This is a genomic window from Eubacterium sp. AF17-7, assembly GCF_003461285.1.
Taxonomy (GTDB): Bacteria; Bacillota; Clostridia; order Lachnospirales; family Lachnospiraceae; genus Eubacterium_U; species Eubacterium_U album.
Map to the genome: position 1 here is coordinate 21,761 of NZ_QTWU01000015.1, position 14,225 is coordinate 35,985.

Annotated in this window: 10 protein-coding genes; 3 read left to right on the top strand and 7 right to left on the bottom strand. The window is 31.2% G+C overall.

Translation table 11 applies throughout. The features are described from left to right. Nucleotides 1-37: 37 nt before the first annotated feature. Entirely contained in the window at nt 38-2,497 is a 2,460-nt protein-coding gene (locus DWW96_RS11535) for a glycosyltransferase (RefSeq protein ID WP_117910523.1), read from the top strand. A gap of 50 nt (nt 2,498-2,547) precedes the next feature. After that, nucleotides 2,548-4,233 carry a CDP-glycerol glycerophosphotransferase family protein gene (locus tag DWW96_RS11540; RefSeq protein WP_117910524.1) on the top strand — a complete coding sequence of 562 codons (1,686 nt, stop codon included), beginning with the start codon at nt 2,548-2,550 and terminating at the stop codon, nt 4,231-4,233. Between the two features lie 173 nt (nt 4,234-4,406). Here the strand turns inward: DWW96_RS11540 and DWW96_RS11545 are convergent, their stop codons facing one another. From DWW96_RS11545 to DWW96_RS11575, 7 genes are all read right to left on the bottom strand, one after another. Continuing rightward, nucleotides 4,407-5,048 (bottom strand): immunoglobulin-like domain-containing protein, encoded by a 642-nt coding sequence (locus DWW96_RS11545; protein ID WP_117910525.1) that lies wholly within the window; start codon nt 5,046-5,048, stop codon nt 4,407-4,409. A gap of 371 nt (nt 5,049-5,419) precedes the next feature. Beyond that, a complete protein-coding gene (locus tag DWW96_RS11550; protein WP_117910526.1) occupies nt 5,420-7,603 on the bottom strand; it encodes a bifunctional glycosyltransferase family 2 protein/CDP-glycerol:glycerophosphate glycerophosphotransferase in 2,184 nt (727 codons plus the stop codon). A 19-nt stretch (nt 7,604-7,622) separates the two neighbouring features. Beyond that, entirely contained in the window at nt 7,623-8,015 is a 393-nt protein-coding gene (gene tagD / locus DWW96_RS11555) for a glycerol-3-phosphate cytidylyltransferase (RefSeq protein ID WP_022088746.1), read from the bottom strand. 13 nt (nt 8,016-8,028) lie between these two features. Further along, entirely contained in the window at nt 8,029-9,228 is a 1,200-nt protein-coding gene (locus tag DWW96_RS11560; RefSeq protein WP_117910527.1) for a CDP-glycerol glycerophosphotransferase family protein, read from the bottom strand. Next, nucleotides 9,225-10,352: a CDP-glycerol glycerophosphotransferase family protein gene (locus DWW96_RS11565; RefSeq protein ID WP_022088748.1), complete on the bottom strand. Its 1,128-nt coding sequence runs from the start codon at nt 10,350-10,352 to the stop codon at nt 9,225-9,227. The genes DWW96_RS11560 and DWW96_RS11565 overlap by 4 nt, the downstream gene beginning before the upstream one ends. A gap of 12 nt (nt 10,353-10,364) precedes the next feature. Next, nucleotides 10,365-11,180 (bottom strand): glycosyltransferase, encoded by an 816-nt coding sequence (locus tag DWW96_RS11570; protein ID WP_117910528.1) that lies wholly within the window; start codon nt 11,178-11,180, stop codon nt 10,365-10,367. 16 nt (nt 11,181-11,196) lie between these two features. After that, the gene (locus tag DWW96_RS11575; RefSeq protein WP_117910529.1) at nt 11,197-12,570 is read right to left on the bottom strand and encodes an exopolysaccharide biosynthesis polyprenyl glycosylphosphotransferase; all 1,374 of its coding nucleotides are present in this window, start codon (nt 12,568-12,570) and stop codon (nt 11,197-11,199) included. A gap of 241 nt (nt 12,571-12,811) precedes the next feature. On the opposite strand from DWW96_RS11575, the gene DWW96_RS11580 reads away from it, so the two are divergent. After that, nucleotides 12,812-14,197 (top strand): LCP family protein, encoded by a 1,386-nt coding sequence (locus DWW96_RS11580; RefSeq protein ID WP_117910530.1) that lies wholly within the window; start codon nt 12,812-12,814, stop codon nt 14,195-14,197. The last annotated feature ends 28 nt before the right edge of the window (nt 14,198-14,225 follow it).

Consider the following 14,225-nt stretch of genomic DNA (forward strand, 5'->3'; position numbering starts at 1 on the left):
TAATCTTCCTATATGTATATAGCATTAGGAGGTTTATATGCTAAGTAAAATTAAGACAAAATTAGGCAATTTCAAAGAAACTGCAAGACGTAGCAAATACGCGCATTATTATAAAGATTACGATATCGAAGACAATATTATTTTATACGACTCATATTTTAGCCGTGGAATGCTTTGCAATCCTTATGCAATTTTCAGAGAATTAATTTCAAATTCTGAATTTGACAAATACACTCATGTATGGGTTGTTGATGACCGTGTAGGAAACGAACCTGTTATGGAACAGTTTGCTGACCATAACAATATTTATGTCATAAGAAGGCATAGTAATGACCATTTGAAATATTTAGCGACTGCACATTATATTATTTCAAATGTATCTCTGCCTTTTTATTATTGCAAAAAGCCCGGACAAATTTTTGTCAACACATGGCACGGCACTCCTATAAAAAGCTTAGGATACGATATTCCGGGTTCAGCAGCCACTATTTCAAATGTTCTTAGAAATATGCTTTCTGCTGACTATATGATTTCTGCGAATCCATTTTTAACAGAAGTTTATTTAGATAAATACAAATTACGCGGACTTTACAACGGAAGTATTATCGAGGAAGGTTATCCAAGAAATGACCGTCTTTTAAATTGTCCTAAAGAAGAAATAAAGTCAATTCTTCTTAAATATGGAATAGAACTTGAAAAAGATAAGCAGGTTATTTTATATGCACCTACATGGAAAGGTGCCGATTATAATAAGCCTGAAGTAAATCCTGATGACTATTATAATTTTAAAAGAGAATTGGAAGAATATATAGATACGGACAAATATCAGATTCTTCTTAAGCCGCACCAGGTTGTATATAAAGAGTTGGTAAAATCAGGTATGTTTAGCAATTCCTTAATTCCTGCTTTTATTGACACAAACGAACTTTTGTCTATTACTGATATTTTAATATCAGATTATTCAAGTATATTTTTTGATTTTTTAGCAAGCGACAAACCAGTGTTATTTTACATTCCTGACTTAGAAGAATATAAAAATTATCGTGGTTTATACATGGAACCTGACAAGCTTCCCGGACCTGCATTAACATCTGTTAAGGAAATTGAAAATTCTATTAACAATTTGGGTGAAGTTATTAATAAATATAAAGATAGTTATTCACAAGCCAAGAATTTTGCATGTCCATACGATGATGGCAATGTTTCTTCAAGAATTGTTGACATTGTTTTTAGAGGAAATACTTCTGATTCAAATGGTAATCCATACCGCATTATTAAATGTGAAAATACAAAGAAGAAATTATTATTCTTTGGCGGCGGACTTCGCATGAACGGAATTTCCACTGCTCTTAGAACAATGCTTGATTTCATCGATTATGATAAATATGACGTAACAGTTTATGCCGGCAATTTAAAATTTGCTGACAGTAAGGATATGATTTGTACATTTAATGATAAAGCCAGAATTTTTGCCAGAGTATCATATACTCCCGCCACATTTGGCGAGCAGATTCGAAATGACTTTTTAAGAGTTTTTGGATTTAATTTTCCTTTAATGAAGAAAATTTACCCAAAAGCAATGTATGACAGAGAATTTATCCGTTGTTTTGGCACAAGTGATTTCGACGCAGTAATTGATTACTCAGGATATGGTTCATTTTATTCAATTCTGCTTTTAAGTGCAAAAAATGCTAAGAAGCTTATTTGGCAACACAATGATTTATTAACAGATAAGAATAAAATCGTTAATCACAAAAAACCTCACAGCAGAGAACTTAGGGTTGTTTTTTCAACTTATCAGTTTTATGACAAAATTGTAGGCTGTTCAGAGGCAACGATGAAAGTTAATTTAGAAAAAATCGGATATAGTGAGTTAAAGGATAAATGTTGCTTTGTAAGAAATGCTGCTAATTTTGAACGTGTAATAAACGGTTCTAAAGAATCCTATACGGCTGAATCTGCAAATGAAGCAGGTTTTCCTGATTTATTAAATAAAGACCTAATTTCATTTGTAAACATGGGCCGTCTTTCACCTGAGAAAAATCAGGCTGCATTAATAAAGGCATTTGCAAAAGCTTATGATGCAAATAAGAATTTAAGATTGTATATTATTGGCGATGGTGCCCTTATGGGTGAACTTAAAGATCTCGTTCATAGTTTAAATCTGGATGGCAAAGTTATTTTAACAGGAAATTTGGATAATCCATTTATGCTTATGAAGGATTGCAGTTGTTTCATTCTTCCATCCCTTCATGAAGGTCAACCTGTTTCCTTGTTGGAAGCGCGTTTATTAAAACTTCCAATAATTATGTCAAATTTCAGTTCCGCAGCTTCTTCATTATTTGACAACGGACAACTTGTAATTGGCAATTCTGTTGATGATATTTACAACGGATTAATTGCATTTATAAATAATGAAGTTCCTACTTGCGAATTTGAATACGCCGATTATAATAATATTACAATCAAACAATTTGAAGATATTATTAATGAATAATTAATCTCTATCAAAAACATTATTTATAATTTTAAGAAAGGAATCGCCATATGAAATATACTGCTAATGCTCCGCAAGGTTTTAAGTATAAATTAAAACGTACAGTAAAAAAAATTGTTCAGCCTTTTCGTATATCCGAAAAAGATAAGGGCAAGTTACTTTATAATAAATTTCTTTCTATGCCGGTTAATGACAAATTTATTTTTTATGAAGCATTTGCCGGGCTAGGAATTTTGGACAACCCGAGAGCTATTTTTAAATATTTGTTAAATCAGGAGGATTTTAAATCATACACTCATATATGGTCTGTTGAAAATCCGGAACTTGCCGCAGATAATATTTCTGAATTTTCATCTTTAGATAACGTTATTATTGTAAAGCGTGAATCTGAGGATTATTACAAATATTTGGCAACAAGCAAGTATTTAATAAATAACTCAACTTTTGGATATTATTTTGAAAAGCGAAACAGCCAGGTTTATATTAATACATGGCATGGTGTTCCTACAAAATATATGGGATACGAGCATACTGCTGAAAGAGTGGAAAATGCCCGAGGTCCTGCACGTAACTTTCTTTTAGCTGATTATTTGGTGTCTGCCAATCAGTTTATGACTGAGGTTATGTATAAGCGTGCTTACAAACTTGATGGATTGTTTCAGGGAAAAATACTTGAATTAGGACATCCGAGAAGTGATGCAATCATTAATCCTAATACTTTAGATGTTCACAGAAAACTTAACACTGCAGGCATTCACACTGATAAAAAGATTATTTTATATGCCCCTACATGGAAAGGCACTTTATATAATAATTTAGATTATAACGTAGAGGATTTTAAAAAGACCGTTGCCAAATTATCCGAAAATATTGACACTGAGCACTATCGTATTTATCTTCGTGTTCACTATTTCCTTTATAAGATTTTGGCAAATGACCCTGAATTAAGACCTATGTTAATTCCATTTACAATTGATACTAATGAATTATTATCTGTTGTTGATGTTTTAATATCTGATTATTCAAGTATATTCTTTGACTTTCTGGCAACTAAGAAACCTATTCTTTTCTACGTTCCGGATTTAGAAGAATATCAGTCAGGTCGTGGTTTATATGTTCCTGTCAGCAGACTTCCGGGATATGTGTCCTCCAATATAAATGACATTTCCATTACTCTTGGAAATATTTGTACATCGGAACTTGTTAATCCGATTCGCGAAAAGTATTTGGAACGTTACTCTAAACTTCATGAGGACATGTCGCAATGGTGTATTTATAACGATGATGGCAATTCCTGCAAACGTTTAGTGGATGTAGTGTTTAGAAGAGAACCTGTTTCTGAGCTTGAAGGTGACGGCGTATATTCTGTTATCAATGGCTTAGAGGCTCATAAAGAAAAGATTTTAATATGCGTAAATACTAATTATAACGATATGACATTTTATGAAAATCTTCGTAAGAAATTGGAATCATACGAATATAGAACAACTGATGTTACAATACTTACTACTTCCTTTACTGACACTAAATATAAAGTATATTTTAACAACAATATTCCGAAAGAAGTCCGTGTACTTGTATGGTATGCACTTCCTTATGTGACAAAATATAACCAGAAATTTTTCAAACGTGAAATCAAGCGTTCTTTAGGAAATGTGCGTTTTGACGAAGTCTTAATGGAAGGTACATTAACTGAATATTGGGCTGAATTTGGAAATGCAATAAAGAAATTGTAGGATATTTTTAATTCAATAAAAAATACGGATGATATTTAACTTATTTATACCATCCGTATTTTAGTTTACATAATTAATTATATTGTCATAATCCTCTAACTAATCTTCTATTATTTTAATTTGACTTGTAAGGAAATTACTGCATCCTGTTCTCTAGATGCATTATTCAAATTTTATTTTACTTCAAATTTTTCTGATATTTGCAATTTCTCTCCTGTCTCCATTATTTTGCAATTAAATGTTATTCTATATGTTCCAGAACTTGCAATATTATATATATTGATGGGTTTATTAATTGTATAATTTTTACCGGCAGCAACATATACATATGGAGATGAACTTACAATCGCCTCTTTTAATCCTACACTCTTCCACTGATTATTCTCGAGTTTTTCTATTATTCCATTTGTATTAATTTGTAATAATTTATCTGAAGTATTATTAATTACAGTATTTATATGTTTATCCTGTTTATTCACTGTTGCTTTTACAGTCTTTGTATTAGCATCTACTGTATTTTTCTTTACAACTACTGTTATTTTCTTTACCTCTTTGTCCTTTATTAATTTAACTTTAACTGTTCCTTTTTTTATTGCCTTTATCGTTCCATTTTTTACAACTTTCACAACTTTTCTATCTGAAACTTTAATTTTAAATTTCTTCCACCCTGTATTTGTAACTTTGGCTTTTGTTCCTTTTTTCATTACAATTTTCCTACAATCTGAAGCATTGTAATTAATTGTCGATGCTTCAACAGGAATTGCCAATACAGATATTGCCAAGATAGTTATTATAAATAGTTTTGTTTTATTCACAATATACCTCCACCAGTTTTAGTTATTCAATAACCTCTTTTTATATTAAATATTTTATCATAAAAAGAGATGCAAAAAATTTTTTTGCGTAACTTGTATCTTTTTTTGCATAACTTGTATTTTTTGTAAGCACATACGCCACATAACACAAAAATAGTTAGCCATTCCTTTTTACTAGTTAGCCATTCAGTTCGATTCCGCTTCGCTTCATCTCACTGTGGCTAAGCGCCCTTCCTTTTTACTAGTTAGCCATTCAGTTCGATTCCGCTTCGCTTCATCTCACTGTGGCTAAGCGCCACATAACCAAAAAACCAAAAGCACCCTTTTATGCAAGCATAAGGGTGCTTTTGGTTTTTTGGTTGAATGGCTAACTAGTTTCCAAATACAGCTTTTACGACTCTTTCGGCTGCATGTCCATCGTCTATGCAACAGAATCTGTCATAAAATTCTGCATATTTGTCTTTGTATTCTTCTGTTACTTTATCTATATTTTTTATTGCTTCCACAACTTCATCGTTTGTCTGAAGTATTGGACCCGGAAGTTCTTTTTCTACATCAAGATAGAATCCTCTAAGTACATCTCTATATTTTTCCAAATCATACATGTAATAAAGAATCGGTCTCTTTAAGTTCGCATAATCAAAGAATACAGATGAATAGTCTGTCATACAAATATCTGAAATCATGTATAACTCAGTTATGTCATCATAATCACTTCCGTTATATACAAATCCCGGATATTTAGATAAGTCGAGTTGGTCTACAATCCAGTAATGCATTCTAAGAAGCACTACATATTCGTCTGAAAATTCTTTCTTTAATCTGTCCAAATCGAGGGCAAGTTCAAATTTATATTCACCTGCATCATAGTAATTATCATCACGCCATGTTGGTGCATATAAAAGTACCTTCTTGTCTAAAGGAATTCCAAGTTTTTCCTTGATAGCCTTTGAGCGTTCTTCTAAATCCTCTGCGTAAAGAGGGTCATTTGCAGGATAACCTGCTTCAAGAATTTTTTCTTTATCAAATCTAAAGCAGCTTTGGAATTTTTCTGTTGAAAATGGATTGTCTGACAATAAATAATCCCATCCTCTTGACTGCTTATATACAATGTTTTTGTAATGTGGATTAGCCGCATGTACGTCGTCCATATCAAATACAAGTCTCTTCAAAGGTGTTCCATGCCATGTTTCAAGCATTATCTGACCTTCTTTTCTAGGAAGCCATGTTGGCTGTCTCATATTGTTAACCCAGTATTTAGAACGTGTCATATAGTAAAAATATCTTAATCCAAATCTTTTTACTGTTGTATGTTTTCCATCAATCTTAATTCCTTTTTTATCTACAATCCAAATATATTTATATTTGTCACCGTAAACTTTCTGCATATACTGATATACATACTTAGGCTGTCCTGAATAATTTCTTCCTACAAAACTTTCAAATGTTACCCAGTTTTCCTTCATACTCATCTTGTAGAAAATATGAAGATTTACAGCTCTTAAGAACTGTCTCTTATTTGTAAGCATTTTTCCAAGTTTTTTCTTAATCAAAATAATATTTGTCCAGCGCTTCATTGCTTTTAAATTATTTTTTCTAACCTTGCTTATCAATACCTTATGTAAAAATGGCATTGTAATAAGTGATTTTTTATCTGTCTTTGCAATAGCTGTCTGGAATGGCACAAGTCTTTCATTATCCCACTTAGGATCTTTATCCCAATGGAATCTTGGAGCATAAAATCTGACAAAATATTTGCAGATTATCTCTTCCATATGTGCTTTTATCTTTTTATTATCTTTTGCATATTCAATAGCGAGATTATAACTTGCTATGTAATGCTGCTCTCTATTTTCATCTACAATCTGATTAATTGAAGGATTATCCTCTTTATCATTATGATAACGCTTTACATAAATTGCATTTTCATCACATTTGTAATTTTTTACACAACACATAACCTTTGTAAAGAAAGGTGCGTCAGCATAATACAACTGATTTTCGTCAAATCTTATATCGTTATCATCTAAGAAACTTTTTCTGTAAAGCATTCCAAGTACTGTTACTGTTTTTAATCTGTTGTACATGTTATATCTGTATTGGAAAATATCATTGTAAGTATATATCTGTTTCTTATCTTCGCTGTCGTTATCTTCATTTTCACCTTTTTGCTCTTCGTTGAAAGCTTTTTTCTGGAACCATGTATACATAATATCTCCATATGCAACATCATCCTCAGGTGTCATTAATTTTACTAATTTTCCAATTGTATCGCCGTCAAGATAATCATCTCCATCAAGGAAATAAACAAATTCCCCTGTTGCCTTTTCAAGTCCTAAATTTCTAGCTGCGGAAACACCATGTTTTCCTTCTAATCTGAATAATTTAATCTTTGCGCTTTCTTTGTATTTTTCGATTACTTCAGACGGATCATCTTCATTTCCATCTACAACAAGGATTGTCTCATAATCCTGAAATTCCTGCTCTGAAATACTTTCAAGACAATCTTCCAAATATGCCAATCCTTTTTTGTGTGTAACAATAATGCTTACCATTACTTTGCTCCTTTGAACCTTATTTCTTGTTTAAATCCTTTTTAATCTGTGTTGTTGAAATGTCCGGTGTTCTTGGTAAGTAAACAACTTCGCATAAATCCTTAAGGAAGTCAAATTTGCCTTTCCAGTCATCTCCCATTACGAAAGTATCAATATTGTACTTTTGTACATCAGATCTCTTCTGGTCCCAATTTTCTTCAGGAACTACTAAGTCTACATATCTGATTGCTTCCAACATTTTCTTTCTGTCTTCATATGAAAAATAGCATTTTTTCTGTTTTTCATTCCAGTTAAATTCATCTGTTGAAAGAACAACTACTAAATAGTCTCCTAATTCCTTAGCTCTTCTTAATAAATTGATATGACCATAATGCAACAAATCAAATGTTCCATAAGTAATTACTCTTTTCATTGGTTAATCTCCTTTAATTTATAATTTTTTCCAATGCTCTCCTGCTGGAATCAATTCCATCAAGATAATTAAATTTATTATTAAATTGCAGATATTTATTATCTACATTAAAATCGTTTAATGACCCTTCTATTGCATCTGCGAGTTCATTCTCATCTCTTACAATTCTGCCGGGTAGTTCATTTACATCTATATAAAAATCTCTAAGCTCATTCTTATATTCTTCATAATCATACATATAGAATATAATAGGTCTTTTAAGATTTGCATAGTCAAAAAATACTGAAGAATAGTCTGTTATAAGTATATCACTGATTACATACAATTCATTAACATCTTCTACATTTGACACATCATACACAAATCCTGCATATTTTGAGAAATCAATTCTTCCCGAAATAAAATAATGAGCCCTAAATAATATAACGCAATTTTCTCCAAATTTATCTCTCATTTTATCAAAATTCATAAAATTCTGAATTTTAAAACCATCTTTTGCACTATATTTGTTATCTCTAAATGTTGGTGCATATAAAATAACTTTTTTATCCATTGGAATATTAAGTTTTAATTTTATATTTTTGCATTCATCATCAGTAAATTTAAACAAATAATCATTTCTCGGATAACCTACAGTTAACACTGCATCTTCTTTTCCAAATTTCTTCAAATCAAATGCTGAAATAAACTTTTCTGTACAGTATTGTGACGGAGAAATCATATATGTAATTTTTTGAGCCTCTCCATCGTAAATTTTTTGAATATTTTCATATTTAGTCATTGCATTTCCTGTACATGTAATGTCGCATCCTATTTTTTTGAGAGGTGTTCCATGCCATGTCTGGACGAAAACATGTTTTTTGCCCGGTTTCAAAAATAACCTTGTATTTGAATTAACTATCCAATACTTTGCTTTTGCCAACGCCTTATAATATGAGTAACTTTCAAATTTAACAAGTTGAGTATTTTTTTTATTACTAAAATCTTCTCTGTCTGTTTTTCTCAAACCCCAGAAAAATGAAAAATCTTTATATTTATCATCCTGCTGCATTTGCAAATACATTGCTTTTGGACTACAGGCAAAGTTTCTTCCCTGAAATGACTCAAAAAACACAGCCTTTTCATCAGTTTTTGTTGTGATTTTTGCAATAAAAAACAACATTCTTTTGTATAGAAGCATAATGCATCTCAACAAATCTTTTATTTTTTTCATGAGTTATGTCTCCTAAATACCTTAGCTACAACTCTTTCACAGCTTTTACCATCATTGTAGAAATTTATTTTTTTATTTAACTCTCTACGTTCTTTAGCGTATCTGTCATTTCCTTCTATTACATCTTCTATAAAACTTAGAACATCACCATAATTAGATATTTTATATCCTGGCATGTAATCATACGGATTTTCAAATACAAAACCTCTGTTTTTTTTGTACTCTTCTATGTCATCTACCGTAAATCCAATAGGTCTGTCTAACATCATAAAATCAAAATAAACTGATGAATAATCTGTTATAAGTGCGTCTGCTGCTCTAAGTAATGAATAAACTGTCATTTCAGATTTATTCAACTGTTCCTGTGTAACAAATTCTATATATGAATATTTTTTCATCTCACCTGACAATTTTTGAAGGGGATGAATCTTTACTATAAGCTTAGCATTTCTTAATTTTAGCATTTCATTTAATTCAAGTGCCTGCCTTTCAGTAAGCACCGGTGTTGGAAAATCTTTTTCCTCATTTCTGTAAGTTGGCAACCACAAAATAACTTTATCGGCACCTCTTCTTACAGCACCATCCATGATAGGATTTTCCTTGAACATTTCATCGTTTCTAGGTTGTCCTGTTATAATTACCTGTTTTTCATTGCAGTTAAAACTTTTCATCAAAATAGGATTAAATAATTCTGATGTAGAAACTATATCAGTAAAAAAATTATAATCTATTTTTTCTAACCCTGACTCCATGTTCCCTATCTTCTTTAACGGCATACCGTGCCACAAATTAACAACTGTCTGTTTTTTTGATGGCTTAATAGGATATTTGCCAAAGCAATAGAAAGCATATTTTGCCTTCATAAAATACTTAATGCCCTCTTTATTGTTTACAAATGTAACATTCTCAGGGGCATTGTCCTTATAGTCTTCATAATCATTTATGCTTACTACAAACTTATAGCCCATATTGAATTTTTCCTCAATGAGGTAATCATACATAGCTTTAACATTGTCCCTAAATCCTAAATTAGAATAAAAGAATATAAGCCTGCTATCCTTTGCAGTAAATTTATTTAATATTGTTAAGGGCTTAAAAAAAAGCCTTAATACATTCTTGTTCATTTTCTCATTACCTTACTTGCGTAAAAGTTTTGCATATATGAATTTTCTAACTTTATATGGGACTATACTCACAATACTTCTTGCTACCGTATCACCTATAAATTGCCCTGTTGTTATAAATCCAATATCTTTTAAATGCTTTTTAAATTTATATATATAGGATATATATTTTAATCCTCCACGGCGTTTGTACATTCCTTCGCCTGCTCTCATATACAGCACCGGTTTCTTTACATTATATCCTATGCATCCGTCATTTAACATTGTTGCCCATAAATTATAATCCTCAAAATATGTATAATCTTCGTACAATCCTGATTTTAAAACTGAACTTTTTTTATACATAACTGCCGGATGATTAAATGGGCTTCTTTTTTTTGCAAATTCAATAATCTGCTCATTTTTTTCAGGAAGCTCTCTTTTGGCAGTCGGCTTATCTACGCTTTCATCAAATTCCACAATAGTTCCACTAAGAATATCTGCTCTATTTGCTTCCATTGCTTCTAACTGGCGTTCCATTCGGTCCGGCATACTGATATCATCACTATCCATTCTTGCAATAATTTCGTTACTGCACTGCTCAATGCCTTTATTTAATGCTTTTGCCAGTCCCATATTTTTTTCAAGAGTAATTATTTTAAATACACCCGGGTATTCTTCCACATACTCTTTTATTGTATTATCCAGTTTTTCTGTTAAAGGACCATCTTTTACAATAATAAATTCATTTGTTTTTACAGTTTGATTTAAAATACTGTCTATGGCCTCTCTTAAGTTTTCTGCCTGTTCCTTATAATAAACAGACATTAAAACAGAATAATTTTCCAAAGCTATAACCCTGCCTTTATTTTTTCAATACATCTTTAGTTATTGTCGCTGTCTTCTGATCCTTTTCAACACCTTCTGTATTATCTTTCATAAACATAATCTTAAATGTCATAAGAATAAGTTTAATATCAAGCCAAAAGCTATAATGTTCTATATAATATAAATCTAATTTCAATTTATCATATGGTGTAGTGTTATATTTTCCATACACCTGAGCAAATCCTGTAAGTCCGGCTTTAACCTTAAGTCTAAATGAGAATTCAGGAATACTTTCCAAATACTTTTCAGCAATTTCCGGTCTTTCCGGTCTTGGTCCTACAATAGACATTGTTCCTAATAATATATTAAATACCTGTGGAAGTTCATCTAAATGAGAAGCTCTAAGTACTCTTCCGATTGGAGTAATTCTGTCATCTTCCTTAGCCGCCAATCTTGCTCCGTCTTTTTCACTATCTACTTTCATACTTCTAAATTTAAATATCTTAAATTTCTTTCCATCCAAAGTAAGTCTTTCCTGAGTATAAAATACAGGACCTCTGTCGTATACCAAATCACAGATTGCCACAATAATTGTCAAAATGATTGTTGGAATACAAAGTATAAGTGAAATAACAATATCAAAAATTCTCTTGATTACTGTCTGTTCCCATTTTAAAGCCTTGCTCTTGGTAATAAGTAATGGTGAATCAAATATATTATTTGTTTCGGCACCCATTAAAATAATGTCTGATAATTTAGGTGTTACATATACCCTTTTTCCGCATCCATAACAATATTTTAATATTTCATTTCTACTCTGTGCCGGTATATCACAAAGCAATACTGCTTCATGCTTTCTTATTGTCTTATATACATTCTCGTTGCCTTCATCTATATGAATTGATGCCTTAATGTCATATTTGTCTTTACGGGAGTTCATTTTCTTTACTAACCCCTCAGAATCTCTATCACAATATACAAGCAACAAATCTCTTGGTGGATATAACCATCTGTAGACTAATTTTGCAAAGCAACTCCAAATTAATGCACATAAAAGATTATCAAAACTCATTCCTAAAATAGGAGCTACATTAACCATCTTTAATGAAAGCATTGAAATCTGCAAATACATTACCACATTAACAAATCCGAATGATAAAATCTGAGAAAATACCATATCCCCAAATCTTAATCTGCTTATTTGAAATGCTCCATAAACGTTTGCAAACACGCCAAACAATAATGCATATAAAAAAACAATTACGATATGTCCTTTAAAGAAGAACATTCTTGTTAAACCTTCACTATAATAAGTGTCCCAAAAATGCCAGAACGTATAAGTCTGCGCTACAATTATTATTGCCTGAAGCAACAATATAATACATCTTCTAAACGCACTTGATTCCCTCATAACTACTCCTGTCCGTTTAAACTACTACTATTTATTAGTGTACATAATTCTATTAATTTTATCAAAGCCTATAATGTTTGTCAATTAATGCCATATTTGTGAACTTTTTAAAATTTTCTTAATTATTGACATCATCGCCTTCATTAGTTTGTTTTTTTTTATTCAATATAGTATAATTACACAGCAAGTACGCTTGTATTTAATTACAGGCTGATTTTTCTCATTTATTTTGGAGGTACATATGAGCAAATCAAGAAATGAATATAAATCTGTATATGGTAAAGATTTTAATTCAGATTATTCAGATTCAGGAAAGAAAAAGAATCCAAATAAAGTTAGTACAATATTTGGAATTATATTATCAATATTACAATTAGTTACTTCAGTCTTTTTAATGATTAAACTGGTAACTATCAACATTTTAACAATGCCACTTACAATTGGTCTTGGCGTTGTTCTTGGAATATTCTTCTTAATTACAATTATATTTGCAACAAGGGGAACTATTTTAAGACGTATAGGTAAGATACTTTCTATTATAGTTATTATTATTTGTCTTTTAGGTACATATTTTGTTGCACCTTTAACAAAAATTATTGATACTAAAGGGGCTGCCGTTTCTGAAGACCCATTTGTTGTGTATGTTTCAGCAAGTGATACTTTTGGCGAATTAACTGACTCTAATTCAAATGGTCGTTCAGATACAAACATTTTAGCTATTGTTAACCCTAAAACAAATACTGTTGCTTTAATTTCTACACCTAGAGATTATTATGTTGAAATTCAGGCCGGTAAAAATATTGCTGCAGATTCATATGATAAACTTACTCATTGTGGTTTATATGGAAGCGGTGAGCCTTCAGAGCCAACAAGTCCAAGTGAATGGGGTTGGGGACAGGAAGTTACATGGAAACCCGGTTATCAGGTTTTAATGAATACACTATCTAATCTGTACGGAATACAAATTAACGGCAAAGCTTTAACTACTGATAGTCCTGAATACCATTATCTCAGATTAAACTTTACAGGATTTTCTGAATTAATCGATGAATTAGGTGGCATAACTGTTAATGTCGAAGAAGGCTTTAGCACATACACTTATGCAAACTACACTGATAAAGATATGCAGACTAATAAATCAAAACGTAAGAAATATACTTTTACTAAAGGTAAAATGAAAATGGATGGAGCAACAGCTCTTACATATGCACGTGAGCGTCATTCATTTGCAAGTGGTGATGTTCAGCGTAACAAAAATCAGATTTCAGTTATAAAAGCAATGACTGATAAAATGCTTTCAGTTTCAACTTTAACTAATTACAATAAAATTATTAATGCAATCGGTTCAAGTTTTACGACTGACATGGATTTAGGTTCTTTAGCAAATCTTCAATTAAAGAAACAGTTAAGTGCCGGTTACAATGGCTGGAACATTGTTTCATACAGTGTTAGTGGTTTAAATGACGGCTATAAACAGTGTACTTGGAACGGACAGAATCTATCTGTTTTGTCAATTGATGAAACTTCTGTTGCCAATGCTTCTTCTATCATAGAAAAAGTTTTAGGTGGAGAAGATTACGAAACTGTTCAGGCTTATGTAGACAGCTTGAATGCAGATAAGAAATAAAATTATATGTTGTTATATTACGACACTC

Bases quoted from the DNA above. Each gene is read 5' to 3' on its own strand.
- tagD (WP_022088746.1), bottom strand. From the start codon at position 8,015: ATGAAAAGAGTAATTACTTATGGAACATTTGATTTGTTGCATTATGGT.
- DWW96_RS11550 (WP_117910526.1), bottom strand. From the start codon at position 7,603: ATGGTAAGCATTATTGTTACACACAAAAAAGGATTGGCATATTTGGAA.
- DWW96_RS11560 (WP_117910527.1), bottom strand. From the start codon at position 9,228: ATGAAAAAAATAAAAGATTTGTTGAGATGCATTATGCTTCTATACAAA.
- DWW96_RS11535 (WP_117910523.1), top strand. From the start codon at position 38: ATGCTAAGTAAAATTAAGACAAAATTAGGCAATTTCAAAGAAACTGCA.
- DWW96_RS11575 (WP_117910529.1), bottom strand. From the start codon at position 12,570: ATGAGGGAATCAAGTGCGTTTAGAAGATGTATTATATTGTTGCTTCAG.
- DWW96_RS11565 (WP_022088748.1), bottom strand. From the start codon at position 10,352: ATGAACAAGAATGTATTAAGGCTTTTTTTTAAGCCCTTAACAATATTA.
- DWW96_RS11540 (WP_117910524.1), top strand. From the start codon at position 2,548: ATGAAATATACTGCTAATGCTCCGCAAGGTTTTAAGTATAAATTAAAA.
- DWW96_RS11580 (WP_117910530.1), top strand. From the start codon at position 12,812: ATGAGCAAATCAAGAAATGAATATAAATCTGTATATGGTAAAGATTTT.